Genomic DNA, 25,297 nt, shown 5'->3' with positions numbered 1-25,297 from the left:
TTGAAAAATTTTATACAAAGGGTGATAGCTGTGCAGGATTTGTTGAAAAGCTATTTTTCAGCGAGAGATCTGAATGTTTCAGAAGAAGACTGCAGCAAGATTGCTCAACAGATGGAAGGGCTCGATGTACTCAGGAGAGGGTTGGATGTCCGTTATTTGAATGACTCGGATATTGGCTTGTACCACAGACCTTTAAGGAGGCGTGACCATGAGTAAGGAGCAATTGTTTTCGAAGACAATTGATGAGTTGAGTGGGTTGATTCGGGAAAAAGAGGTCTCTCCGGTTGAGGTTACCAAAGCGACACTGGAGCGGTCGAAGAATCTGAATGAGCAGGTCAACGCCTACATTACAATTACCGAAGACCAGGCACTGGCTATGGCCATGGAACATGAGAAGGAAATATTGAACGGAAATTATCGCGGTAAACTGCACGGCATACCGATGGCGCTGAAAGATATTTTTTACTTCGAAGGTGAAGTCGCAACGATGGGCTCGAAAATCCATCAGGACTTCATTCCGGATTATGATGCAAGCGTTGTATCGAAGCTGAAGGAAGCTGGGGTGGTGTTTACCGGTAAGTTGAATATGCATGAATATGCCTGGGGAGCGACTACGACCAATCCGCACTATGGTCCGTGCCGAAACCCATGGAATCTAGAAAAAATACCAGGCGGATCGAGCGGTGGCTCGGGGGCTGCGGTGAGTGCTGATATGACCATCGCCTCACTAGGGACAGACACGGGAGGATCGATTCGTATTCCGGCTTCTAGTTGTGGAATTGTCGGGTTGAAGCCGACCCATGGACGGGTGAGCAAGTATGGCTGTTTCCCGCTTGCCTGGTCGCTTGATCATATCGGTCCGATGACGAAAACGGTGACGGATGCAGCGATTTTATTAGAAGGAATCGCCGGCTTCGATCGTAATGACCCGACCACCGTAGATGTACCGACAGCTGCCTACACCAAGAACTTGAATGAAGACATAAGCGGCATGGTGATCGGAATTAATGAGGACTATTTCTTCCGTAACGTCGATCCTGAGGTGGAATCTCTGGTAAGGGCAGGCATTCGGAAGTTAGAAGATATGGGAGCGAGTGTCGTTCATGTAGAAATTCCATCCTTGAAAAATGCTGAGTTTGCCGAGCTGATAACGATTATGACGGAAGCAAGCACGATACATCACGCTAACTTAAAAGAACGGGCGCATGACTTTGGGGAGGATGTAAGACTGCTGCTGGAGGCAGGTGAGGTTCCATCAGCCGTCGACTATTTGCAGGCCCAGCAGATTCGGAGACAGCTCGATGTGGAATTTGCTGAAACAATGAAGCAAGTGGATGTCATGGTTACCCCGACGCTTCCTTTTACACCAATTGATATTGGAGCAGACACGCTGTCATTGAATGAGGAAATCGTAAACTTCCTCGATCACATTATCCGCTTCACACTACCTGGTAACCTGACCGGATTGCCATCCTTGTCCATCCCTTGTGGGTTGAGTAACGGACTGCCGGTGGGTATGCAGATCATGGGCAAAGCGTTTAAAGAAGAAGATGTTCTGAGAGCGGCGTATGCTTTTGAAAAGACGAATCCGATGAACGGGATAAAACCAAAGCTGTCCGAAAGTAATCTGGTTTAATAAAAAGGAGGAATAAGCATGGCAATTTCTAATGAACTGCAGTATAAGTCGGTTGCTGAATTATCTTCTTTACTTAAAAACAAACAGTTGTCGCCAGTGGAAATGCTGGACATGTTCATCGCACGGATCGAGGAGCGAAATGAAAGCCTGAATGCGTTTGTATTTACGGATTTTGAAGGGGCAAGGGAACGGGCAAGTGCTATAGAAAAGAAGTTGTTAGACGGGGAAGAAGTCGGCCCGCTGGCAGGGATTCCTACTGCAATCAAGGACCTGTTTGATTTTAAGCCGGGCTGGCCATCCACATTCGGTGGTATCCGGGCATTCAAGAATAATGTTGTTGATTTTTACTGTACGTATGCGGAACGGATGGAAGCGGAAGGTGCTGTACTGGTAGGGAAGACCAACAGTCCGGTGATGGGATTCAGGGGGACGTGTGATAATTATCTGTTCGGTCCGTCACGAAATCCTTTTAATCTAGCAAAAAATACTGGTGGATCATCTGGTGGCAGTGCAGCGGCAGTTGCAGACGGGCTCGTTCCGATTGCGGAAGGCACGGATGGCGGCGGATCGATTCGTATTCCTGCTGCCTGGTGTGGATTGTATGGCTACAAGGCTTCGTGGGGAAGGGTTCCTTTTATATCGAGGCCGAATGCGTTTGGCGGTGTTAATCCGTTCCTGTTCGAAGGGACACTGACCCGGAATGTGGAAGATGCGGCCATTGGCTTGAACGCGTTAGCTGGTTATGATGCGAGAGATCCATACAGTCTCGATCAGGAGGTTGATTTTACCGCTTCCTTGAAGAAGCCGCTGAAAGGCATGCGAATCGCTTACAGTCCTGACTTTGATGTTTTCCCAGTGGAAAAAGAAGTTGCTGATACCGTCAGGAGTGCGGTGACGTTGTTTGAAAAGGCGGGCGCACATGTGGAGGAGGTCAGTTTTGGTATTACGAGAGACCAGCGTGAACTGAGTGATTTATGGTGCCGGTTGATTTTGCCGATTAATATCGATACATTTGAGAGTTTCAAAAAGCAGGGAGTGGATATTCTAAGCGATTATCGACAAGACCTGCCGCCTGAATATATGGAATGGATTGAGCGAGGGTATCAGATGAATGTGCTCGATATGAACCGCGATCAGCATATGCGGACGGAAATCTATGATGCGATTCAAGGAGTGCTCCAGGACTATGACCTGATTGTCACGCCAACGCTTGCTTCTCTTCCAGTCGATAATGCGGACGATGGTAATACGGTTGGTCCTTCACAAATTAACGGGGTGGAGGTGGATCCTTTGATTGGCTGGTGCCTTACTTACTTTACCAACTTCACAGGCCATCCTTCTGCTTCAATCCCCGCTGGTTTGTCGAAGGACAACTTGCCGATAGGGATGCAGATCATCGGAAGAAGGTATGCGGATGAGGATGTCTTGGCGGCAAGTGCTGCTTTTGAGGAGATCAAGCCTTGGCAGCATATTTATGAAATTTGTAAAAATAGAACGTTGATAGGCAGTTGACAGTTAAAAGCCCGGTAATATGCCGGGCTTTTATTATGAGAAATTACATAACTATATATATCCAATTTTGTTTAGGCACACTTATTCTGATGGTGTGTCTATATTATTTAATGGAGGAAATTTCCTTTTTGTGGCGAAAAGGTACATCTATAGTAGTTCATCATTTATAGAGGTACCGCTGTGATATTTGATGTTATGTGCAACAAAGTTAGGAGAGTTATGGAGTAGAAAGGACGAGGATTATGAAGAAAATAAAGGCAATTTATCTAATTAACACGATTGTGAGTGGAATACTAGCAATCCTTATTTCCACCTTTTTTGCTGGGGGTACCATCGCAGAAAACTATACGGACAAGACTTGGGTGTCACCTCAGTTCTTTGTGATTTTACCTATATGGGCTTTAGGATTCTTACTTGGATTACTTGTTTACAAAAGCAAATCCCCTGGAATGTATTTATTTATTTCCATTCTTATCACCTGGGCTTCTATCCCATTCGGAATACGATTGGGTTTTTATCTAGCTACATAAATTTCAAGTCGAAATAGCGCTACAACTACAAATATAGCTGAAAAAAATGTATATACTGGTGCCTTCCCCAGTGCGCTAATACTTTAGCGTGCTGGGGGTAGGCATCATTTTTTATAGCTATTTGTGTAATTTAAGTAATATGGTTTGCAGCTCTGTCAAATCGTCAATTACGATATCAGCTTTAGAAAGTTCATCTTCTCGGGCAAAGTCAAAGTTGCATCCAATTGAAACTAAACCATTATCTTTGGCTGCATTTATATCTGAAAGTCGGTCTCCAACTACTGCTCCATTAGTGATGTCGTATTTTTTTATAATACTTTGGACCAATTCCGATTTATTCAATGATTTAATTTGTTGAATACTAAATGTTTCCGTAACCCATTCATCCAAATGATAATAACTGACAATCGTTTTTAAATATTCCGTTAAACCATTGCTTGCTATGTATATGGAACAATCATTCTCTTTTAAATAACTAAAGACTTCTTTTACGTTAGGATATAAAGCACCCTTCCCATTTCTTATATTTTCCATTAGTCTTTCTAGAAAATAAGCATCTGTTTGTTCTCTTTCTTCTAAGGAATGATTTGGTAACAAAGCCTCCCATACTTTTGGTAAAGGAACTCCCATAATTTCACGGTATTTATCAATCGGCGTTTCTTTATCCCATTTATTTAATGATCGTAAACGGCTGAAAGCATCATCCAGTGATAATTCCAGTATCTTATCTGTTTGAAATAGTGTTCCATCCATGTCAAAGATTAATGATTGTGCCATTTTTTTCTCTCCCTTTTAAAATACTTAACTTATTCCCTTTCTTAGTTTAACAATAAATGAATAAAAATTAACTTCAATCACGGGTGTTACCCAATTACACTAATGCTATAGCAAGGTGGGGTTCGGGCACTGCTTTTAGAGCCTGATCACTAAATACTATAACCTAATAGCTGGAGAACAAAAAAAGATATTGAAAGGGCTTTCTTCAGATGGTATGATAATTTCAACGTAAACGTTTACATGAATTAAGAGAGGTACACGATATGGTAACGATTAAAGATGTAGCCAAAAGAGCTAATGTATCAACAGCTACAGTTTCAAGAATTTTGAACAATCAGCCAGGTTATACGGAAAAAACAAGATTACGGGTACAGCAAGTGATCGAGGAGTTATCCTATAAACCTAATGCTGTAGCGCGCAGCATGAAAAGCAGGAATACACAGACGATCGGGGTTCTGTTTCCGGATGTTTCCAGCATGCTATCTTCTGAGATTTTGCATGGTATTGAGAGTGTAGCCCATGAGAATAATTCCAGCGTAATTGTATGCCATACTGCTGCAGATGGTATGCGGACAAACAAGTATTTAAAGCTCCTTCATGAAAAAAGGGTGGATGGTGTCATTTTCGTCAGCGAAACGTTGAGTGATGAATATTATGAAACCATCAAAAGCATGGAGGTCCCGTTAGTACTGGTTTCTACTGTATCTTACAAGCATCAGGTGCCTTATGTGAAAGTCGATGACCGTCACGCTGCCTATACAGCTGTCAATCACTTGATTGAAAATGGTCACAAGAACATTGGCATGATCAGCGGGAATGAGCAGGACATGATTGCAGGTAGACCGAGAGTTGAAGGATATAAAGAAGCGTTGTTCCATAATGGTCTACCATTTGAAGAAAAAAATATTACGTATCAGGACGGTTTTTCTTTTGTGGATGGAAAAGAAGGGGCTGTCCAATTGTTGGAACAAATCCCTGAAGTTACAGCTATCTTCGCTGCAAGTGATGATATCGCCATAGGTGCTATGTCTGCTCTGCATAAGATGGGCAAAAAAGTACCAGATGATATTTCGATTATTGGTTATGACGATCTGCCTATTGCCGAAATGATGATTCCGCCACTTACAACGATAGCTCAACCATTTTCAAAAATGGGAGCGAATGCCTCGGAAATGATCTTTCAAATGCTGGAGGACGATTCAAGAACCATTCAAAGCCGGGTTTTAAGGCATGACCTGATGGAACGGGAAACAGTGAAAAAAATATAAAAAAATACACTTAAATTTTTTACCCATTTACGTAAACGTTTACGTAAATTGGAGGGAGAAAGGACGAAAAATATGTTGAAAAAGCCAAAAAATGTGTTGATGACTTCCTTGGTGACAGTAGCGAGTGTGGTAACAATTGCAGGTTGCAGTTCCAGTTCTGGAGGATCAAGTGATTCTATTGAAGTTTTCTCTAATAAGTCAGAAAGCATAGATACGTATAAGGCAATCATCAAAGACTTTGAAGAAGAGCATCCAGATATCGATATCGAACTGAACGCACCACCAGAAGCAGAAACTGTCCTCAAGACCCGGATGACTAAAAATGATATGCCGGAAATCATGTCTATCGGTGGAAATGCTACATATGGAGAGCTTGCCCGCGCTGGGGTACTCCATGACTTTTCTGATTCAGATATGGCGAATAAAATACAGCCAGCCTACAAGAAAATGGTGAATGACCTTGTGGGTGAAGAAGAAGATGGGTTACACGGGCTCCCATACGCTACAAACGCCAATGCTGTCATTTATAACAAAGATTTGATGGACGAGCTGGGTATTGAAGAGCCGAAGACATGGGATGAATTTATTTCTACCTTGGAAGAAGCCCAATCCCAGGATGTCATTCCTATTTATTTCACGCTCAAAGATTCGTGGACAGGCATGATTCCATGGAACTCTGTTGCAGCTAATGTTGCCGGGGAAGATTTTGCTCAGAAGAAAAATGAAGGGGAAGCTTCTTTCCAGGAAGATTATGATGAAGTAGCCGACAAAATTTTGACGCTGCTCGATTACGGGCACAAAAATAACAATGGAGTAGCTTATGGAGACGGAAACAAAGCATTTGCTAACGGCGAAAGTCTTTATTATTTGCAAGGTAACTGGGCTATTCCTGAAATTAAGGAAATAAATCCTGATATCAACCTGGGTGTATTCGCGATGCCAGTAACCAATGAGCCAGAGCAAAATGACCTTGTTTCCGGAGTAGACGTATTGTTGACGGCATCGGAAGAAGCAGCGGAGAATGAAGACGTCATGACTTTCTTGAAGTACATGATGGAAGATGAGCGTGCTCAACAGTATATTGATGAACAAAAAGCATTCTCAGCTTTAGAAGGTGTTTACCAGGAAGATCCAGTATTTGATGGGATCAAATCCAACTTTGAAAACGGACAGCTGACGAGCTTCCCGGACCACTATTATCCATCCGGTATGCAAGCAGGTAACCTGATTCAGGAATTCATGATCAAGAAAAATAAAGATGCATTTTTGCAGAAGATGGACAAGGAATGGGAAAAAGTTCAAAACAGATAAGGGAGACGGGGACACTATATTGGTGTCCTCCCCTCATTTTTTCTTCGTAATTGTAGACTTCTTAGAAAGGAGAAAAGACGATGAAATCTAATAATCGTGCTTATTTTTGGATGACTGTTCCCGCCCTTATCTTATTCTTTGTTTTCCATACATACCCTGCTTTGCAAGGAATCTTTTATAGTTTTACTGATTGGAGAGGTTATGGGGACTGGGATTTTGTCGGGTTTAAGAACTATTTCAATGTATTTCAGGATGACCGAGCGTGGCACGCTTATCTATTTACCTTCCAGTTTGCCGTCGTATCTACGATTCTCGTAAATGTCTTCAGCTTATTAGTTGCGATTGGTTTAAACTCTAAAATCAAGTTCCAAAAAACACTTCGTGCTGTTTACTTCTTGCCTAATATCTTAAGTATTTTGATTATCGGATATATTTTCAATTTCATTTTCACCCATTTCATTCCGGATATTGCCGAGAGTATTGGGTTGAATGCATTATCCCAAAATATCCTCGGTGACCCGGATCTTGCCTGGATTGGGATAGTGGTTGTAGCTGTATGGCAGGCGGTGGCATTTAACACGATTCTTTACCTTGCCGGTCTTGTCACTATCCAGGACGACCTCTATGAGGCAGCCAGTATTGATGGGGCTGGAGCCTGGAAAAAGTTCTGGAAAATCACGTTTCCATTAATTGCCCCTTTTTTCACAATCAATATGGTGCTGGCCATGAAAAATTTCTTGATGGTATTTGACCATATTATCGCTTTGACAGGCGGCGGTCCAGGTCAGGCAACGGAATCGATATCCTTATTGATTTATCGCGGGGGATTTGAAGGGGGAGAATTTGCCTATCAATCTGCTAATGCGGTCATCTACTTCATCATCATTCTTGTTGTCTCTGTCGTTCAAATCAGAATTCTTCAGAAAAGAGAGGTGCAGGCATAATGGGTGGAAAAAAGACAAATTGGCCCGTAACCATACTGTTGATCATCGGATCGTTATTGGTTTTGTTTCCATTATATTTGACCGTTACCATTGCTCTGAAAACACCTCAGGAATTGGCCGGTAATCTTCTTGCTTTGCCTGAAGAATGGAGATGGCAGAACTTTATCGATGCTATAGAATTGACTAACTTTTTTCAGGCATTTACCAACAGCTTTATCATTACAGCTTCGGTAGTTGTGCTTACCCTGCTGACCAATTCTTTGGTTGCTTACGCCATAGCAAGAAACATGCATAAGCGTTTCTATAAATTTTTATTTTACTATTTTGTAAGTGCCATGTTTATTCCATTCCCAATTATCATGCTGCCAATAGTCAAGCAGACAAGCAGTTGGGGTATGGATAACTTGACAGGTCTGATTCTTCTCTATGTCGTCTATGGACTTGCGTTCAACGTTTTCATTTATGTCGGGTACATTAAATCTATTCCGAAAGAGCTGGAAGAAGCGGCGATCATTGATGGAGCAAGTCGCTGGCAGGTGTTCTGGAGGGTCATTTTCCCGTTATTGACTCCGATGAATGCAACTGTCGGTATACTGACTACTCTATGGGCATGGAACGACTTCATGCTGCCACTGGTTATTTTGAGCGATAATGATTTGGCGACATTGCCGCTCGTTCAGTATATTTTCCAGTCCCAATTCAGCACGAACTATAACCTGGCCTTTTCATCCTATCTCATGGCCTTAGCACCGATGGTCTTGGTGTATATCTTTGCACAAAAATGGATCATTAGCGGTGTGATGAAAGGATCACTCAAGTAACTGTATGCGTTCAGAAGAAGGGAGACTGTTTTTAAATGAGTCGAAAATGGTGGAAAGAAAGTGTCGTTTATCAAATTTATCCTAGAAGTTTTAATGATAGCAACGATGATGGTGTCGGTGACATTCCTGGAATCATCGAAAAACTGGATTATCTGAAGGAGTTAGGGGTAGATGTCATTTGGCTCTCTCCTGTCTATGATTCTCCTAATGACGATAATGGTTATGATATTCGCGATTACAAGAAAGTCTTGGGTGAGTTCGGTACGATGGAAGATTTGGAGGCTTTGCTTGACGAAGTCCACAACCGTGACATGAAACTGATTATGGACCTGGTTGTCAATCATACATCGGATGAACATCAGTGGTTCCAGGAAGCGAAGCAATCGAAGGACAGCCCGTATCGTGATTATTATATTTGGCGTTCTGGTAAAGAAGGCAAAGAACCGACCAACTGGGAAGCGGCATTCAGTGGTTCTGCCTGGGAGTATAATGAGGCTACCGGGGATTATTACTTGCATTTATTCTCCAAAAAGCAGCCGGATTTGAACTGGGAAAATCCAGATTTACGCGCCGAAGTTTACGATATGATGCGATGGTGGCTGGATCGTGGTATTGACGGCTTCCGTATGGATGTGATCAATTTCATCTCTAAAGATCAAAGCTATCCGGATGCAGAAGTGGAAGAAGGCAAAAGGTATGGCAGTGGCGCGGAGTACTATATGAATGGGCCAAAAATCCATGATTATCTTAAGGAAATGAATGAGCAGGTGCTATCTGGTTATGATGTGATGACCGTCGGGGAAATGCCTGGGGTTACGCCAGAGGAAGGAGCACTATACACTGGTGAACACCGCGACGAACTGAATATGGTATTCAATTTTGACCATGTGGATCTGGACTCTGGCCCAGGTGGAAAATGGGATGTGAAACCATGGTCTCTCGTTGAACTGAAGGAAATTTTCACAAGATGGCAAAACCAGCTTGCTGAAGATGGCTGGAACAGTTTGTATTGGAATAACCATGATCAGCCAAGGGTAGTTTCCCGGTTTGGAAATGATTCAGAGGAGTATCGTGAATTGTCTGCAAAAATGCTGGCGACAACCCTTCATATGCTGAAAGGGACGCCCTATATTTATCAAGGCGAAGAGCTTGGAATGACCAACGTGAAGTTTGCAAGCATTGATGAATACCGCGACATCGAAACCTTGAACATGTATCACGAGCAAGTAGAACAAGGTGCCGACCCTGATGAACTGATGGAAGCTATCTACAGTAAAGGCAGGGACAATGCTCGTACCCCTATGCAGTGGGATGCAAGTGAGAACGGAGGTTTTACTAACGGCGAACCTTGGCTTGCAGTAAACCCGAACTTCAAAAAAATTAATGCAAAGCAGGAACTGCAAAACCCAACGTCTGTTTTTTACTATTACCAAAAATTAATTCAGCTGCGTAAAAAGTACGACATCATCGTTTATGGTAATTATGATTTGATTTTGGGTGATCACAAGGACATCTATGCCTACACCCGTACGCTTGGAGATGAAAAACTGCTGGTGATGAGCAATTTCTCTGGTGAGAAGGTGGAGTTCGATTTGCCTGAAAACATTCAATACCAATCAAAAGAACTGCTGATCAGCAACTACGATGTGGAAGAAAATGAAGACATAGCTTCTGTTCCATTGAAGCCGTATGAAACACGGACCTATTTATTGAAATAGTCCATTTTAATGTGCCTGATCCCCATTACGCTAATGCTTTAGCATGCTGGGGGTCAGGCATTGTTTTTATAGCGGCAACTTTATATAGTATGAACATGTTAATACTAGACTAGTAGATTATGTTCATAGGAGTGATACGATGTTACCAATTATTAGTATTGTCATTTACAAATAAAGGAATTACTTTTATCGTTTATTATGAATATAAAGGGGAGGGTTATGAGTTTTATGGCGCAAACCACGAATAGTTTTTTGTTTAAGTCATTGTCAGTAGTTTTAGTATTTACGGTGTTTTTTCTTACTATTGCTCCGGTTGCTAATGCTCGTTCATCGAATGATGTCATCGATGAGGAGGCAAAAGAAATAGCGGAGGTATTAGAGTTTTTGTTTGAAGAAGCAACGGTTAAAAATGAACTTGGAGATCCAGTGGCCATAGACATAAAAAAGATAGAAGGAAAATATGGTAATATGCAAGAAGTAAAACAGTTACAACCATTGCTTACAAAAAGCACAACATCTCTAAGTAACGAGGCCCCAATTCAAACATACAGTACAGCATTAGACACTTGCATAATGAATAAAATTAAAAATGGATTTGGAGAACTGGTAACCGGTGCTATTCTTACTGATATAATTGAATATTTACAGCAAGGTGACTATTTAAGTGCAGGTAAAAAACTAGTTAGAGCAGGAGTAAGGGGCACTCCGTTGGGAGTAGGAGTTACTATTTATACTTATTTCTTTACTTGCTTAGCAACAGTATAAAAAAGAAAGAGTGAGACAAATGAGACTATTTAAAATAGCTTTATTTTTGTTCCTATTTAGTAGCATTGGGTTTATTTTATGGGATTACTATAAACACAATACCTTGAACCTTACAGAAAATATTGTGCAATCAATCATTTTTGTTGTGCTGTATCTTCTATTTGATGTTTTTTTGCGGCCTAGAAATCGTAAAAAGAATATGAACAAGGGATATAATTGAATGAGAATCACGACTAAAGCTCAGAGCAAAACTCTGGGCTTTTTTTACAAAAGCAAATTCCCTGGAATGTATTTATTTATTTCCATTCTTATCACCTGGGCTTCTATCCCATTCGGAATTCGATTGGGTTTTTATCTAGCTACATAAATTTCAAGTCGAAAATAGCGCTACAACTACAAATATAGCTGAAAAAATCGTATATACTGGCGCCTTCCCCCTGCGCTAATATTTTAGCATGCTGGGGGTCAGGCACTGTTTTATGATGCCATGGAAAATGGCTTCCTCCATACTTCCACTTATTCTCTATTGGCTGGCCGATAGGTGAGTAAGACGACGCCTGAAGTAAAGCTCCGGCTTTCGATGAGAGTCAGATTTACCCAGCGGGCGAGGGGTGCGAACATTGGCTTGCCCCCGCCTAACAAAGTCGGATAGACGATGACCCGGTATTCGTCGATGAGGTCAAGTTCGATGAAGCTCTTTGCTATTGTCGCTCCACCCACACTGATATCCTTGCCGTGTTCTGCCTTCATCCTTGCGACTTCGCTGGCAACGTCTGAATCGGCGAGGCGGGCTCGTCCCTCCACCGATGTCAGCGTTCGTGAAAAGACCACCTTGTCGAGGGCGTTCCATATACGGGCGTATTCGACGATCTCGGGCGCAGCGTCCGGATCGTCCTCGGCGGTGGGCCAAAAACCGTTCATGAATTCATAGAGGCGTCTTCCATAAATGTGCGTGTCGAACTGGGCTTCCATTGCATTGAAATAGCTGTGTAATTCGCGGTCTGGTCTAGTAAAACCGATGGAGCCGGAATCGTCCTCGATATAGCCATCGAGGGACATTTGCATTGAATAGATGACCTTACGCATGGCTCTTGCCTCCTCTCATTTGCTTTTTAGTATAGCCTGTAAAACTCCTTAAGATTTCTTTTCGATTGCTCAAATGATGTTCCCAAGGGTAAGATGATTAATATCATTCACAATAATTCTAAACATAGCCCAATCTAATTTTAATATGCAGCCGATTGACGATTACGCTAACGTTTTAGCATGCCGGGGGTCAGGCGATTTTTTGTAAAACAGAAGTATTGATTATCTAGGAAAGATAAATAATAATAAATGGTGCATTACGCTCTTTTTTATTCGAGTTAAATCCTCTGGATAATAATTATGTTTCTGGAAAAGGTGATGTTTTATGAAAGCAATGCAAGTAACAGGATATGGGGACGTAGATAAGTTAAAAGTAGTCGACATTCCGATACCTGAACCGAAGGAAAAGGAAGTCCTGGTGAAAGTAAAGGCTTGTGCCATTAATAATACGGAAATCTGGATGCGAGAAGGTGCCTATGGTACGGGTTCTAAGTCTGGCTGGCGGCCGGAAGGGGTGCAGTTCCCACGTATACCTGGATCCGATATTACTGGAGAAGTAGTTAAAGTTGGGGCTCAAGTAGACGAAGCAATAGCAGGTAAAAATGTAGTATTATTTCCTTTTACTTCTAGTGGGGAAGAAGGGAGCGAACATATCTCGGAGGATATGTCCTTTATCGGATCAGAATACGATGGGGGTTATGCGGAATATGTGGTATGGCCTGCTGACCTTTGTTTTGATATGCCTCTTGCTGATTATTCAGAGAGTGCCGTTTTTTCCGTAAGCGGGTTAACGGCTTGGCATATGGTACAACAACTTCAGGTTCAACCTGGAGAGACGGTTATGGTGACAGGGGCAAATGGGGGCGTCGGGTCCTTAAATGTGCAAATTGCCTCTCAAGTGTTTGGTGCTAAAGTTATTGCGATTGTCGGTGACTTGAATGCGGAGGAGACGATGAAGGAATTAGGGGCGACACATGTATTATCCTATCGATCCGATAATCTTGCAGAAGAGATTTTAGAGGCGAATGGAGGACCAATCGACTCCGTGCTGGACGTTGTAGGGGATGCATTGTTTCCCACATCTCTTCAAGTATTGAAAAAAGGTGGCAAGTTCTGTATCTCCGGGTCTGCTGGCGGCCAAAAGACAAATCTTGACTTTAGAACATTGTATCTCAAACATATTACTATGTATGGATCAGTGCTGGGGACAAGGGCTGAGTTTAAGGATATGCTTCAGGCGATAGCGGAAGGGAAAATAAAGCCAGTCATAGATAAAAGCTTTCCTTTGGAAGAGGCCAAAGAAGCGCAAGAGTATTTTAAGAATAAGGGTAAATTAGGGAAGATCTTATTACTGCCTGAGGAATAACTCCATTCATTATTGCAGCCGGCGAAATGTGCTGGTAAAGGATATTTTCAGACAAAGTGACAGGTTTTATCTCCTTTATTTTATGGTATAATAACTACAGAAGTAATATATATTAAAAAAGACCGCAGATGCGCCAACATCTACGGTCGGTAATAGAATGGTTCCCTGCAAGGGGGATCGGCTCTACAGACGGAATAATCCACCTGAGTCCTCAGCTCAAGGGTGGATTATTTTTTTGGTTAAACGACAGTATACCAATCACAAGTGTTACGAATGCTACTGCAAACATCAACGCTTCGAACACTGTCATCGGCCTCACCCCCTTTTTTAGGGATGATGCCGACCACCCTTGAGTCACCTATTCTATTACATAGTGATATTATAACATGGGTAAACATTCCTGATTGATAGGCATTGGCAGTATGTTTATAAGCAAAGTGGTATACGTAAAATGAGCTTTCGAATGAATGAAATCGTATATTTATTTGGATTTATCTCGAAATCAAGTCTTCTATATAAGGGCAGGATTGTGGAAGACTCAGTTTCAAGATAAAAACCAAAAAATTGAGAAAAATACGTTCTTTTGAAATAATTGGTATTAATTACAGAAAGGGAGAGAAAGTTTGTGGAAATTAAAAAGGCTATTTTAAAGACTAAAGATATTAATAGCATGAAAACATTCTATACCGATATTCTTGGAATGCCATTAAAAGAAGAAAGTGAAGATAAGTTCCAAATCTTAGCTGGATCCAGTCTATTGGAATTTACGTCCCGTAAAGTTGAAGGTGAACCTTTTTATCACTTTGCTTTTGATATTCCCTCAAATAAATTTAGGGAAGCAAAAACATGGGCGGAATCGAAAGTGAATTTAAATTCGGAAGACGGAGAGGATGAGGCGGATTTTTCGCATATCCCCGCTCATTCTCTATATTTTTATGATCCTGCTGGAAATGTAGTTGAATTTATTTCTCGTCATTCTACAGCAGAAAAGAGTGAGGAACCTTTTTCATCAAAAAGTATCTTAAATATAAGCGAAATGAGCTTAACAGTAGAGGATGCAATACAGACTGGACGAAAGCTTATAGAACTGGGGCTCAAAGAGCGTGATGACGATCCAATAAGTGATTCCTCTCTTAATTTCATGGGTAAGAATGTAACAGGTCCTTTCCTTTTATTAATTCAACCCGGTAGAAGGTGGATATTCTCTGACAAGATCTCAGCTGTTCATCCTATCGAGATTCTATTGGATACTAACGACAGAATAGTAGTAACAGATAATGATGAAATAGTTATTAATCCGAACAGCTGATTTTCTAAAAAAATTCACTTTTAAGGACGGCATCTATCCAACCAACAGAGGATTCGTTATTGTCTAATAGTCTAAAAATGTAAGAAAGAGGTGATGAGGTGCGCTTTGAAACAATTGATATAGATAAGCACCGAAATCAAGTGATGGAATTTCGAAGAGACTCTTTTAGAGTCAGTTTTGGAAACATCTCAAACTTTGATGAACAGGATTATATTAACTGGTTAAAGCAAAAAATAAAAGATTTTCCCGGTGGTTTCGTTATAGTGGAAGAAGGTAAAAAATGTATTGGACAACTTGAACTATCCATACGGGAATATGAAGGAAAAAGGATTGGCTATGTTCATTTGTATTATTTAATTCCTGAAGTGCGTAGAAAAGGGAAGGGAAAGGAATTAAATGAATATGCCACCCGATTTTTCAAAGAAAATAAAGTAAGTGAATACCATCTAAGAGTTTCTCCAACAAATACTACAGCCATTAATTTTTATCACAAGATTGGGATGGAAGAAGCGGGCGAAGAAATGGAGGGAAAAGTTATAAGGATGAAAGGTTACATATAAAGAGCTCTTGTTTGGCTGCGATTCACCAAAAATCTCGATTTCAAGTCTTCAACAATTGGGGGCGATTGCTCAATAGAGCTCTAGCCCTTTATTACATAAGCACAAGGAATATCAGGGCATTAAGCTATTTAACTAACAAAGAAGGGAACTTTTAAGATGGTACGGTATCTTTAAACTCCTGCTACTAAACACCAAATTGTTTTAAATGGTGGTCAAGATGCTTGTAGATTCCTTTTCCCCATTGTTCGGAAGTAAGTTTTCCGAAAAAAGGATGTGGATGATCTGTACAAGACTCTGGTCCATTCTTTTGAAATATTATTATTTTTTGTTTCAATTTTTCTCTTTCTATTTCAAAATCTCTTTCACTTGTAATTAAAGTTGTTGGAATAGTCGACATATTGGGGTCTAAAGGTTTGTCATTATAAAAGATAGGTTTTGCAAATCTACCTACTAATAACCCTAACCAACCTCTTGGGGGGAAAGAATATCCCATTGCGATATCTTGGAAAGATGAGCAATGAGCTAACATTTGAGAGACATCCATTTTTCCCCATTTTGGTTGTGAATTTATATTTAAGTTTTCGATACGATTTAATATTTCATCTGTATACGTGATCTCAAAAATATTATTCATAAGAATACTCCTTTTAGTTTTTTATTTTTACCAAAAAATGCTCTTGATTATTTAATATATAATTCAACGCCAACGTTATTTAATCCTTTTTACTAACGGGTGCTTTAGTTTAAAATCTGCTTTTTATAAATAAAGCTACATAAAATTATCAAATAGAATTGAGGAGAAATGGATGTCTCAAGATGGAATTGTATTAATAGCAAGTGTATCAATCATTGGTAATGATAAAGTCTTAATTATAAAAGAGAATAAACCTACTGCTATCGATAAGTGGAATTTTCCGAGTGGACATATAGATTATGGCGAGGACATTCTTTATTCAGCTCGGAGGGAAGTAAAAGAGGAAACGGGGTTAGATGTAAAACTAATTGGCACTAGTGGAGTATATAATTTTACCAGTAATACGAACAATCAAGTAATTTTATTTCATTTTATTGGTGAGGTTACTGGAGGTACATTAAATCTCGAAGAAGATGAAATTATTGACTGCAAGTGGATAAAAGTTAATGACCTTTTAGCATTTGATAACGAGGATTTACGAGAACCGCATGTAATAAAGCAGATAATTAATAACTTATTAGAAGAAAACATATATTCAATTAGTGTATTTAATGAACAACTTTTTAAATAGTTCTTACTGAGCTAACCCAGCAAATAGAAGTTAATTTCTTATTGCATTAACGGGTGCGTTAGTTAAAGATCTGCTTCAATATCTCGAAATCAAGTCTTCCGTTATTGGGGGCGGCGATTGTTCAAAAATGAGTAACCGTTTCTTTAAGGTCTGTAAATCTAAGTTGAGGTAAAAGGAAATACAGGGTTATACACTAGCACGCCATACAAATTTAGTTTTCAGCCTCAGTGATAATTGTGAAGGTTACTCCGAACTTGTCCATTACATAGCCTTGAGCAGGGGTGAAGGAGGTTTCCTCCAATGGACCGATTACCTTCCCATCCTGTTTTAAGGCTTCAAAAATTTGTTCTGTTTTCTCCACTTCGTTTGTTGTCACATAAATAGCTGCCTGATTTCCTATTTGACGGGGGAACCCAGGCGAATCGAAAAGTATCATCTCCGTTTCACCAACTTGTAATCTTGCATGTGCCACAAAGTCCAAGATTTTTTCAGGAAAAGACATTCCTGGAAATGCCGGAATCTCTCCGTACGTTTGGACCGAGAGAACTTTAGCATTTAATATGTTTTTGTAATGTTGGATCGCTTCCTTGGCATTCCCGTCGAACATTAAATGGGGCAATGCTCGTAAGGTCATGAAGAATCAACTCCTTAATTGACTATTTATTACCATGGTAGCATATGAACAAAGTGTTGTTTTCTTTTCGATTGCTATCTTGAATAGCGCTCAAAAGAAAACCAAGTACTTAATAACAATAGGTATTAGAATGGCGGTTCTATTTTTATGTTAAATTATCTTGAAATCGAGTCTTCAGGTTAAGGGGGCGATTATTCAATAAGAATAGTTTCCAGAGAACTCCTGTAGATAGGAAAGGGTAAGAATGATCTTAATGAAAAAACAAGGAGAGGGTAAATCAAATGAACCCTTTGTTATTAGATATTCCTTTACAATTAGAAACAGAAAGGCTAATTCTTCGAGCACCACTCCAAACTGGAGACGGAGAAATTGTGCACCAAGCAATTAAATATTCCTTTTATGATTTAAAAGCGTGGTTGTCACTATTCCAAGAACTCCCTACTGTTGAAGAAACAGAGGTCATGGTAAGGAATGCTCATATAAATTTTTTAAAAAGAGAAAGTTTTCGTTTTCTTATCTTTGATAAAGGTAGCAGTAAGGACTTTATTGGAACTACGAGCCTTCATCGGATTAACTGGGACATTCCAAAATGTGAATTGGGATACTGGATTAATACAAAATATAGCGGTAATGGATATATGACGGAAGCAGTAAATCGGTTAGTTAACTTCGGATTAAATCACCTCGAATTAAAGAGAATTGAAATAAGATGTGAAGCAACAAACTTTAAAAGTCAGTTTATACCGGAAAAACTTGGTTTTATATATGAAGGTACTTTAAGGAATGAGGATTTATCCGCGGATGGCAGCAAGCTTATTGACACTTGTATTTATTCCAAAATAAATTAAAATTGATTAAATTAAAGGGGCTAAAAAAAGAATTATCTCAATACATGTCTTCAAGAAAAGAGCGCAATTCAAGAATAGTGGATTACGCCCATTATTCGTTTAAAGAGGTCTAGAATTAAATAAGTCATAAATGACATCGGCCTGTTTTTTCACTGAAATATAGTTAGAGAATAGCATTGACACAGAGTACCATAGTGGTATTCTTAGGTATAGGAGAAATATGGAAGGTGGAATTGGATTTGCCAACAACTTGTAATGGTTAAAAAGTAATTAAATAGTACATCCTTTCGTGGCTTTTTTTAGTCATAGGATAAGTGTGTCTATTTTTAACCATTACAGGGAACGCGGGATAATCAGTTGTTTAAATCCAAGCGGGATTCCTCTAAGGTATTCCGCTTTTTTTAATGGGAAATCTTTCTCCACTCAACCGATATTGGCGTTCCTCTGAATTATAGGAGGAGCGATGAATGAGCTTTAAAGATTTATTAACTTATGAGATTATTCCTCAAGAATTACCCAAAGTAATCCGCAACTGTAGTAAGTGTAAAAGGCTTACAGAATTCTATTGTAGTAAGAAATTCAGGGTAAATTCAAATCAAAAAATGGTTGATATTTGGCTTATTTATAACTGTACACATTGTGAGGGAACCTGGAATTTCCCTGTTTTATCTAGAGTACATGTAAATAAAATTAGTTCAGAACGATATTCCCAATTTATGAATAATGATCAAGAGACAATCTGGCACTATGCTTTTCAATTCAATCACTTACGAAAACTATGTAATGAAGTGAATACAAATATACGTTACAAGTTAAGGGAGGAAAGGCTTGAACCAAATTCTAACAATCTTACCATTAGGATTTACTGTAAATATGATTTTGGTCTTAGAATTGATAAACTATTGGCAGAAATACTTGGCATTTCAAGGCCAAATCTAAAAAAACTGCAGCTTGAAGGAATGTTAATTTTAAATCCAGATATAAATATAAAGAAAAAAATTATTGATGATTTACAAGTAACAGTTGTTGGTAATTGTAAAAACTTAATACTATGATGTATTAATAAAAATCCTTCAAATGGGTTTTCTAACGAAGAAGGGGCTAACCTCCGTGGAAGGTTTTAGCCCCTTCTTCGTTAGAAAAAAATTCTCTTCACAACCTCGTAGTTACAAGAGGTTGTGATGGAGCATTATCTTGAATTCAAGTCTTCCATTATAGGGGGCGATTGTTCAATATAGACGATCGCTTTTTTAACTAGCGGAGCAGAACAACACTTCAACAATGGAGTGTTTTTTTATGGTAATTATATGTACCTAGCATTTGGTTTTAATTGGTTGAAAGGGGAGACATACCAAGGATGAAATTTATAGAATGGTTTGGTTTTATAATTTGTTTAGGTTTTATGATTGCTAACGGTATAATTCGACATAATGGCTTATCCGATACGTTTTGGGGGAATTTCACCTTTACTTCTCCTTTAACTCTATCCAAATTTTCAGTTTCACCATCTATCTGTAACCTTAATTCAGACAAAGCTTGTGCATCTTCCGAATGTGCAGATCTTACTTCGTAATGGAGATTACGAACTTCATATTCTTTTGAGTTTACTATCAAATTATTTTCCCTCCTAAGTCATCCCGTCGTGATCCAAGAACTTCTCTTTAATTTATTTGCTTCGCATCTAGAGAAAACAACAAGGGTTCCATTTACTTCAGCTACCAAGAAAATATTGTTCAGACTTTCTGAGTCACTTTTGATAATATCCTTAAAACCTTCTCCGTCTATGTATGCTTAATGTTAAATTGATGGCCTCTGGAATCGCGCAAGGGGAAGCCGGCGAAATGTTCATGGGTCATATGATAAATCGGAATGAAGCGGATGAAGCTGTGCTGAAATTGAAAATCCCCTACCAGCACTTAGAGGACGGCACACTCAGTCGTGTTCCGAATCCGGAACTTCGCGGCATGGATGCGGATGAATGGGTAAAGACAGTGAATAGCGAAGCGTTATTTGGTCCCCGTGCTAGTAAATCCAGCTACAAAGCCTTGGATTTCCCGAACACGTTGACCGTGGAAGGGGATACCGGAACAGAGTACATTGAGGGATCGAATAATTACAAAGGACAGTCGCTGGCAGGGTTAGCCGATTATGCAGCTAATCATAAAGGGCGTGTTTTGCGCGGGCTAGGGCTTGCGGGGCTTGGTGCAGGTGCCGTTGGCTGGGGAGGTAAGAAAATCTACTACACCCTGGAAGAACATCACGAAGCAAACAAATAAACGGAGACCCTTTGAGGTCTCCGTTACTTTTCTTTCTTCGCTTTCCACAGCTGCTGAAGTATCATACCGATAAGGGCGGCGTAATAAACAGGGATAGCGACGTATTCCCATCCTGCTGGGTTAACGAGCAACACTTTAAAAACCAGAATCGTCGAAAATACGAGGAAGATGGTTAGGTAAAGAGCGTTGTGGACGGGGTTTTTGCTAATCATGGGGTTTCCTCCTTCGCGCGAGTTTCTTTATAGTACCGTATCATTTTAAAGAAATTTTGTAAATAATTTTGAAAATATTCCAATTTTTGATAGACTGGCAACTAGTCACCAAACGGGGGAGGTGAAACTATGAAACTGGCAAGGAAATTATTTATGGTGCTTACCGTGATACTGACCTCAGTTGCATTTACCGGGAACGTATCAGCGGCTAAGACTGGTGGTACGGAAGCATACGTGCCACACGAAGGCGGTAGTTGTACATACAGTTATTACTGGACAGAAAGTGAAGTAGAATACCTGTTCCATCAAAAAAGTAACTATACTGAATGGACAGCGTGGGCTTCTCTTGCGCTTGGTCCGGCTGGATGGGTAGCCACTTCACTTATTTTAGGTGGTACTTCTCTCGGTTCCTCTAATACGGCTGACTGGATTAACCAAGCGTATTACAAAGATACAGGTGTCCGAATTTGTCATGACGGACTGGAAAGAGAAGATTATTATAATGCCGCCTATTATACGGGATTGATGAGGTATTTCTATTAATCTAAAATAAACGGAGACCCTAAAGGGCCTCCGTTTATTTATTTCCTATAGTGAACCATAAACCACATAAACAATTCATTACCAGGCTGAAACTTAATATCAATGATGTCATATACATCGCTGTATTCCGATAACCATCGTTCAATTGAAGCTGACTTTTGAACACTTGGACCTGATGCTTCCCTTCTGCCATTAATATGCGCCTATCTTAAACCGCTTGATTCTTTCCAAATCACGCTGGAGACAAACGAGAAAGCTATAACTCTTTATAAAAACTATGGTTTCAAGGTTGAAGGTGTATTACAGAAAGACAAGTTATTATCTGCTGGTAATTACTACAATACGTTATTGATGGAGAGATTAAATTAGTTGTGAGCGTGAATATCTTGATATCAAGTCTTCCGGAATAGGGGGCTTAAATGGAATATTAATTCCCTTTTAAGTCTGTAATAACACACATTTATCTAAGAATGCAAAACCGCTATTATTGAATAACTCGAGTATATATTTTTTTTCCTTGCCCATACTAGAATAAAGATTACTTGATTACTAGTGGGGGATTTAGAAGAACGGACAGATTCAAACCCTTGTTTATTCCTAACAGAAAGAAGACCGCAAAAAAGGATGAGTATTGACTTGATCAGGTATATTATTAAAAGAATTTCCAGTCGAGCGGGCATCAATAAAACCATTCATCCTCATCAATTAAGACATAGCTATGCTACCCACATGATCAACAACGGCGCTCCTATCGACGTAATCCAAAGCTTACTTGGGCATGAAAAGAGTGAGACGACGAAGATTTATGCTCAACTGAGTGGAAAACTAAGACAAGGTTTTTATACAAAGTACTTTTAGAAGCACCTTCAATAAGAAGGTGTTTTTTTGCGGGGTTGATTGCGCATTCAGCGCTGCTTTGAAATAATTGGTAGTGATGTAGGAGGAAGGGGGAAATTATGTGAAAAAGATAGAAGCAGTTTTTTTAGACAGAGATGGAACAATTGGTGGTGACAATACTGTCCACTATCCCGAAGAATTTGAACTTTTTCCTTATACTGCTGATGAGATCAATAGATTAAAAAGAGATGAAACAAGGATATTTTCCTTTACCAATCAGCCTGGAATATCAAGGGGGTTAGCTACAGGGAAAGAATTTGAAGAGGAGTTAATAGCGTTTGGGTTTGATGATGTTTATATATGTCCTCATGACCATAATGAAGGCTGCATATGCCGGAAACCAAATACGGGAATGCTGACTGAAGCGAGTAAAGATTATGATTTAGTCCTTGAGAATTGCGTAGTGATTGGCGATCGTTGGAGTGACATGGCTGCTGCATCAAAGGTAGGAAGTATAAAAATTTTAGTCAGGACCGGAGCTGGCGATTCTTCTTTAATTGAACACTTCGATAAATTAAAGGATATTAAAATAGATTACATAGCAAATGATCTTAAGGATGCCATAAGCTGGTTATATAAGAATTACCTTGTATGTCGTAAAGCATGATATTTTGGAAAAGAGGTATGTATGATGGGGATTGATTTCCATAGTAAGAAGAATCGTTTCACATATACTACTCGCACTGCAGACAGCTCATGGAAGAAGACAATAAAACAACTTGTACCTTTCGAGAATGTATCAAAAGCTGTAGATATTGGATGCGGAGGAGGAATCTATTCTAAGGCGTTAGCGGGCATGGGGGTAGCTTCTGTCACTGGCATAGATTTTTCTGAAGAAATACTTGAGGGTGCAACGATAAACTGTAAGGATAATAAAAACATATCCTTCAGATATGGGAGTGCTTACGATACTGGATTACATAGCAACAATTTTGATGTAGTACTTGAAAGAGCATTAATACATCATCTGGATGAATTAAAAAATTGCTTTAAAGAAGCCTATCGAATACTCAATGATGAAGGATATTATATTGTGCAGGACCGTACCCCTGATGATTGTCTACTAAAAGGCAACGATAATCATATAAGAGGATATCTTTTTGAATTATTTCCAAGATTAATCGATAAAGAGGTAAGTCGCAGGTATACCAGTCAATTCGTATTGGAGACTTTGAAGAAAGTTGGATTTAGAAAAATTGAGGAAGTAAAGGTGTGGGAAACCAGAAAAGTGTATCCTACCAAAAATCAATTACTAAAAGATTTAAGTGAGCGAACCGGAAGAAGTATTTTACATGAACTAGATGATAATGAATTGAGGATATTTATTAATCATGTAGATAAATCACTTTCAAGTAATAATAGCATAATTGAGAAAGATAGATGGACAATTTGGAAAGCGGTGAAATAGTTAAAAGATATCTCGATTTCGAGTTTTCAATAAAAGGGGGCAATAGTTGCGCAGTGGTTATCGCTTATTGCGCTACCGGAGCAGGTTCCTTCAAAAAAAGGGATATTAGTGAAAAAAGCTAATTCTTATTGACAAAAACAATTATATACGGGGTGGTTACATTGATATATTTCTTTGAATATAACTGGCAAGTAAGAGACGAATGGTTTGAATGGTGTAATCAACTATCAAATGAAGAGTTGCTAAAGGACCAAACTGGAGGAGTAGGAAGTATTTTATATACCCTTTTTCACATTATTGATGTTGAATATAGTTGGCTTCGTGGGATTCAAGACAAAGAAGACGTAGTAGTTGAATTTTCTGATTATGATACGTTGGAGAAGGTTAAATCTCTTTCAGATAAATACCGAAATGAAATAGCTGAATTTCTTAAAAAAAGCTTAGATGGATTAAAAAAGGATGTTGTGAGTGTCCCTTGGGATGAAGACAAATATACTGTTGAGGAAATATTACATCATATAATTGCTCATGAGATTCACCACATTGGTCAACTCTCTGTTTGGTCAAGAGAATTAGAACTCAACCCTGTATCTGCTAACTTTATTGGAACAAAGTTTAAATCCATCCGTTCTTATTAAGCTCAAGGGTGCGTTAAAGGTCTACTCGAAGATATCTTGAAATCAAGCCTTCAGTTATAGGGGGCAATAGCGGCATACTAGCTATCTCTTATTGTGCTAACGATGCAGAAGAGCTGTATAAGAATTTGTAGCAGTTGCATAAGAAAATAATAATTACCTAATGGTATGAATTCAGTTAGCATAGAAAGTAATAAGAGATTCACTATTTAAAGGGGGTATTTTAATGGGGATAGATATAAGGTTTAGGATGGCTACTGAAAAAGACTTAGATGCTATTGTTGCAATGCTTTCTGATGACATTTTGGGTAGTAAACGTGAGCGGTATGAATATCCACTTCCTAATAGTTACATAAAAGCATTTGAGGCTATTTCAGCTGACCCTAATAACGAGTTAATAGTAGCCTGTGACGCGCATAAAGTGATTGGGGTACAACAAATTACTTTTACTCCATATATAACTCATCAAGGTGGGTGGAGAGCTACTATTGAAGGAGTAAGAACATCAGCTTCTGTAAGAGGTAAGGGTGTAGGAACTAAACTCATAAAATGGGCAATTCAACGTGCAGAAGAACGTGGTTGTCATTTAGTACAATTAACAACTGATAAAAAAAGACCAGATGCTTTACGGTTTTATGAAAATTTAGGTTTTAAAGCAACACATGAAGGTTTAAAGCTGAAGTTATAATATTTTTATTAAACTATCCAGGGCGTTAGTTTAAGATCTACTTCAAAATATCTCGAAATCAAGTCTTCTGTAAAAGGGGGCGATTATTCAATAAGAATAGTCGCCTTTTTTATTAAGAATCGGGCAGTTTATTTTAAGAAGGAAAATTATACTTCAGTAGAGAAAGGGTATTAATTACGGATGTTAATTTAGAAAGGGAGTGACATCCCTCGGAATATTTTGGACAGAAGTTATGAATTTAAGTTTATTGAACGGGCATATAACCAAAAACCAGAGCCGTATTTTAAC

The 25,297-nt window shown here is 39.4% G+C and carries 27 protein-coding genes and 2 pseudogenes; 23 read left to right on the top strand and 6 right to left on the bottom strand.

The annotated features are described in order from the left end of the window. Positions 1-30: 30 nt before the first annotated feature. The 4 genes from ACGTNI_RS01385 to ACGTNI_RS01370 all read left to right on the top strand — a co-directional run bounded on the left by ACGTNI_RS01385 (position 31) and on the right by ACGTNI_RS01370 (position 3,678). Positions 31-216, top strand: a complete 186-nt coding sequence (locus tag ACGTNI_RS01385; RefSeq protein ID WP_394459410.1) for a hypothetical protein — start codon at positions 31-33, stop codon at positions 214-216. Beyond that, positions 209-1,636, top strand: coding sequence for an amidase (locus tag ACGTNI_RS01380; RefSeq protein ID WP_394459408.1), 1,428 nt, complete (start codon positions 209-211; stop codon positions 1,634-1,636). The genes ACGTNI_RS01385 and ACGTNI_RS01380 overlap by 8 nt, the downstream gene beginning before the upstream one ends. Positions 1,637-1,654: 18 nt before the next feature. Beyond that, entirely contained in the window at positions 1,655-3,148 is a 1,494-nt protein-coding gene (locus tag ACGTNI_RS01375; protein WP_394459406.1) for an amidase, read from the top strand. 242 nt (positions 3,149-3,390) lie between these two features. Further along, complete coding sequence (locus tag ACGTNI_RS01370) at positions 3,391-3,678, top strand: hypothetical protein (protein ID WP_394459404.1); 288 nt, start codon at positions 3,391-3,393, stop codon at positions 3,676-3,678. Positions 3,679-3,795: 117 nt separating this feature from the next. On the opposite strand, the gene ACGTNI_RS01365 is transcribed toward ACGTNI_RS01370, so the two are convergent. After that, complete coding sequence (locus ACGTNI_RS01365) at positions 3,796-4,455, bottom strand: HAD family hydrolase (RefSeq protein WP_394459402.1); 660 nt, start codon at positions 4,453-4,455, stop codon at positions 3,796-3,798. A 263-nt stretch (positions 4,456-4,718) separates the two neighbouring features. Between ACGTNI_RS01365 and ACGTNI_RS01360 the strand changes: the two genes are divergently transcribed. The 6 genes from ACGTNI_RS01360 (at position 4,719) to ACGTNI_RS01335 (ending at position 11,282) form a co-directional block, all read left to right on the top strand. Then, positions 4,719-5,723 carry a LacI family DNA-binding transcriptional regulator gene (locus ACGTNI_RS01360; protein WP_394459399.1) on the top strand — a complete coding sequence of 335 codons (1,005 nt, stop codon included), beginning with the start codon at positions 4,719-4,721 and terminating at the stop codon, positions 5,721-5,723. Positions 5,724-5,795: 72 nt separating this feature from the next. Then, positions 5,796-7,034: an ABC transporter substrate-binding protein gene (locus ACGTNI_RS01355; protein WP_394459397.1), complete on the top strand. Its 1,239-nt coding sequence runs from the start codon at positions 5,796-5,798 to the stop codon at positions 7,032-7,034. A gap of 80 nt (positions 7,035-7,114) precedes the next feature. Next, positions 7,115-7,978: a carbohydrate ABC transporter permease gene (locus ACGTNI_RS01350; protein ID WP_394459395.1), complete on the top strand. Its 864-nt coding sequence runs from the start codon at positions 7,115-7,117 to the stop codon at positions 7,976-7,978. Next, positions 7,978-8,799 carry a carbohydrate ABC transporter permease gene (locus tag ACGTNI_RS01345; protein WP_394459393.1) on the top strand — a complete coding sequence of 274 codons (822 nt, stop codon included), beginning with the start codon at positions 7,978-7,980 and terminating at the stop codon, positions 8,797-8,799. Before ACGTNI_RS01350 ends, ACGTNI_RS01345 begins: the two co-directional genes overlap by 1 nt. A gap of 35 nt (positions 8,800-8,834) precedes the next feature. Further along, positions 8,835-10,517 carry a glycoside hydrolase family 13 protein gene (locus ACGTNI_RS01340; RefSeq protein WP_394459391.1) on the top strand — a complete coding sequence of 561 codons (1,683 nt, stop codon included), beginning with the start codon at positions 8,835-8,837 and terminating at the stop codon, positions 10,515-10,517. A gap of 228 nt (positions 10,518-10,745) precedes the next feature. Continuing rightward, positions 10,746-11,282: a hypothetical protein gene (locus ACGTNI_RS01335; protein ID WP_394459388.1), complete on the top strand. Its 537-nt coding sequence runs from the start codon at positions 10,746-10,748 to the stop codon at positions 11,280-11,282. A gap of 516 nt (positions 11,283-11,798) precedes the next feature. Here the strand turns inward: ACGTNI_RS01335 and ACGTNI_RS01330 are convergent. Continuing rightward, complete coding sequence (locus ACGTNI_RS01330) at positions 11,799-12,368, bottom strand: dihydrofolate reductase family protein (RefSeq protein WP_394459386.1); 570 nt, start codon at positions 12,366-12,368, stop codon at positions 11,799-11,801. A 325-nt stretch (positions 12,369-12,693) separates the two neighbouring features. Here ACGTNI_RS01330 and ACGTNI_RS01325 point away from each other — a divergent pair, with 325 nt between their 5' ends. The 3 genes from ACGTNI_RS01325 to ACGTNI_RS01315 all read left to right on the top strand — a co-directional run bounded on the left by ACGTNI_RS01325 (position 12,694) and on the right by ACGTNI_RS01315 (position 15,603). Further along, positions 12,694-13,734: a zinc-binding dehydrogenase gene (locus ACGTNI_RS01325; RefSeq protein ID WP_394459384.1), complete on the top strand. Its 1,041-nt coding sequence runs from the start codon at positions 12,694-12,696 to the stop codon at positions 13,732-13,734. 625 nt (positions 13,735-14,359) lie between these two features. After that, positions 14,360-15,043: a toxoflavin lyase-like VOC family protein gene (locus ACGTNI_RS01320; RefSeq protein WP_394459382.1), complete on the top strand. Its 684-nt coding sequence runs from the start codon at positions 14,360-14,362 to the stop codon at positions 15,041-15,043. Between the two features lie 98 nt (positions 15,044-15,141). Then, positions 15,142-15,603: a GNAT family N-acetyltransferase gene (locus ACGTNI_RS01315; RefSeq protein ID WP_394459380.1), complete on the top strand. Its 462-nt coding sequence runs from the start codon at positions 15,142-15,144 to the stop codon at positions 15,601-15,603. A 184-nt stretch (positions 15,604-15,787) separates the two neighbouring features. Here ACGTNI_RS01315 and ACGTNI_RS01310 read toward each other — a convergent pair whose 3' ends face one another. Beyond that, positions 15,788-16,237, bottom strand: coding sequence for a DUF1569 domain-containing protein (locus ACGTNI_RS01310; RefSeq protein WP_394459378.1), 450 nt, complete (start codon positions 16,235-16,237; stop codon positions 15,788-15,790). Positions 16,238-16,409: 172 nt separating this feature from the next. Between ACGTNI_RS01310 and ACGTNI_RS01305 the strand changes: the two genes are divergently transcribed. Continuing rightward, a complete protein-coding gene (locus ACGTNI_RS01305) occupies positions 16,410-16,868 on the top strand; it encodes an NUDIX hydrolase (protein ID WP_394459376.1) in 459 nt (152 codons plus the stop codon). A 211-nt stretch (positions 16,869-17,079) separates the two neighbouring features. On the opposite strand, the gene ACGTNI_RS01300 is transcribed toward ACGTNI_RS01305, so the two are convergent. Then, positions 17,080-17,502 carry a VOC family protein gene (locus tag ACGTNI_RS01300; RefSeq protein WP_394459374.1) on the bottom strand — a complete coding sequence of 141 codons (423 nt, stop codon included), beginning with the start codon at positions 17,500-17,502 and terminating at the stop codon, positions 17,080-17,082. A 281-nt stretch (positions 17,503-17,783) separates the two neighbouring features. Here ACGTNI_RS01300 and ACGTNI_RS01295 point away from each other — a divergent pair, with 281 nt between their 5' ends. Beyond that, positions 17,784-18,350 carry a GNAT family N-acetyltransferase gene (locus tag ACGTNI_RS01295; protein WP_394459372.1) on the top strand — a complete coding sequence of 189 codons (567 nt, stop codon included), beginning with the start codon at positions 17,784-17,786 and terminating at the stop codon, positions 18,348-18,350. 467 nt (positions 18,351-18,817) lie between these two features. Further along, positions 18,818-19,405, top strand: a complete 588-nt coding sequence (locus ACGTNI_RS01290) for a DUF1062 domain-containing protein (RefSeq protein ID WP_394459370.1) — start codon at positions 18,818-18,820, stop codon at positions 19,403-19,405. 415 nt (positions 19,406-19,820) lie between these two features. Here ACGTNI_RS01290 and ACGTNI_RS01285 read toward each other — a convergent pair. Further along, a pseudogene (locus ACGTNI_RS01285) lies at positions 19,821-19,964 on the bottom strand (GNAT family N-acetyltransferase); the annotation flags it as partial. A gap of 227 nt (positions 19,965-20,191) precedes the next feature. On the opposite strand from ACGTNI_RS01285, the gene ACGTNI_RS01280 reads away from it, so the two are divergent. Then, complete coding sequence (locus ACGTNI_RS01280; protein WP_394459368.1) at positions 20,192-20,626, top strand: hypothetical protein; 435 nt, start codon at positions 20,192-20,194, stop codon at positions 20,624-20,626. Between the two features lie 23 nt (positions 20,627-20,649). On the opposite strand, the gene ACGTNI_RS01275 is transcribed toward ACGTNI_RS01280, so the two are convergent. Then, entirely contained in the window at positions 20,650-20,838 is a 189-nt protein-coding gene (locus ACGTNI_RS01275; RefSeq protein WP_394459366.1) for a hypothetical protein, read from the bottom strand. Between the two features lie 129 nt (positions 20,839-20,967). Here ACGTNI_RS01275 and ACGTNI_RS01270 point away from each other — a divergent pair, with 129 nt between their 5' ends. The 6 genes and pseudogenes from ACGTNI_RS01270 to ACGTNI_RS01245 all read left to right on the top strand — a co-directional run bounded on the left by ACGTNI_RS01270 (position 20,968) and on the right by ACGTNI_RS01245 (position 25,009). After that, positions 20,968-21,381, top strand: a complete 414-nt coding sequence (locus ACGTNI_RS01270) for a hypothetical protein (protein WP_394459364.1) — start codon at positions 20,968-20,970, stop codon at positions 21,379-21,381. 561 nt (positions 21,382-21,942) lie between these two features. Beyond that, positions 21,943-22,239, top strand: a pseudogene (locus tag ACGTNI_RS01265) (tyrosine-type recombinase/integrase); the annotation flags it as partial. 100 nt (positions 22,240-22,339) lie between these two features. Further along, on the top strand, positions 22,340-22,885 hold the full coding sequence (locus ACGTNI_RS01260) for an HAD-IIIA family hydrolase (protein ID WP_394459362.1): 546 nt from the start codon (positions 22,340-22,342) through the stop codon (positions 22,883-22,885). A 24-nt stretch (positions 22,886-22,909) separates the two neighbouring features. Beyond that, positions 22,910-23,686: a class I SAM-dependent methyltransferase gene (locus ACGTNI_RS01255; RefSeq protein WP_394459835.1), complete on the top strand. Its 777-nt coding sequence runs from the start codon at positions 22,910-22,912 to the stop codon at positions 23,684-23,686. Between the two features lie 161 nt (positions 23,687-23,847). Further along, positions 23,848-24,324, top strand: coding sequence for a DinB family protein (locus ACGTNI_RS01250; RefSeq protein ID WP_394459360.1), 477 nt, complete (start codon positions 23,848-23,850; stop codon positions 24,322-24,324). A 223-nt stretch (positions 24,325-24,547) separates the two neighbouring features. Beyond that, positions 24,548-25,009 carry a GNAT family N-acetyltransferase gene (locus ACGTNI_RS01245; protein WP_394459358.1) on the top strand — a complete coding sequence of 154 codons (462 nt, stop codon included), beginning with the start codon at positions 24,548-24,550 and terminating at the stop codon, positions 25,007-25,009. The last annotated feature ends 288 nt before the right edge of the window (positions 25,010-25,297 follow it).

This window comes from Thalassobacillus sp. B23F22_16 (assembly GCF_043496955.1).
GTDB lineage: Bacteria > Bacillota > Bacilli > Bacillales > Halobacillaceae > Thalassobacillus > Thalassobacillus devorans_A.
The sequence above is the reverse complement of the archived record's forward strand: the minus strand, read 5'-3'. Positions and strand labels throughout refer to the sequence as shown.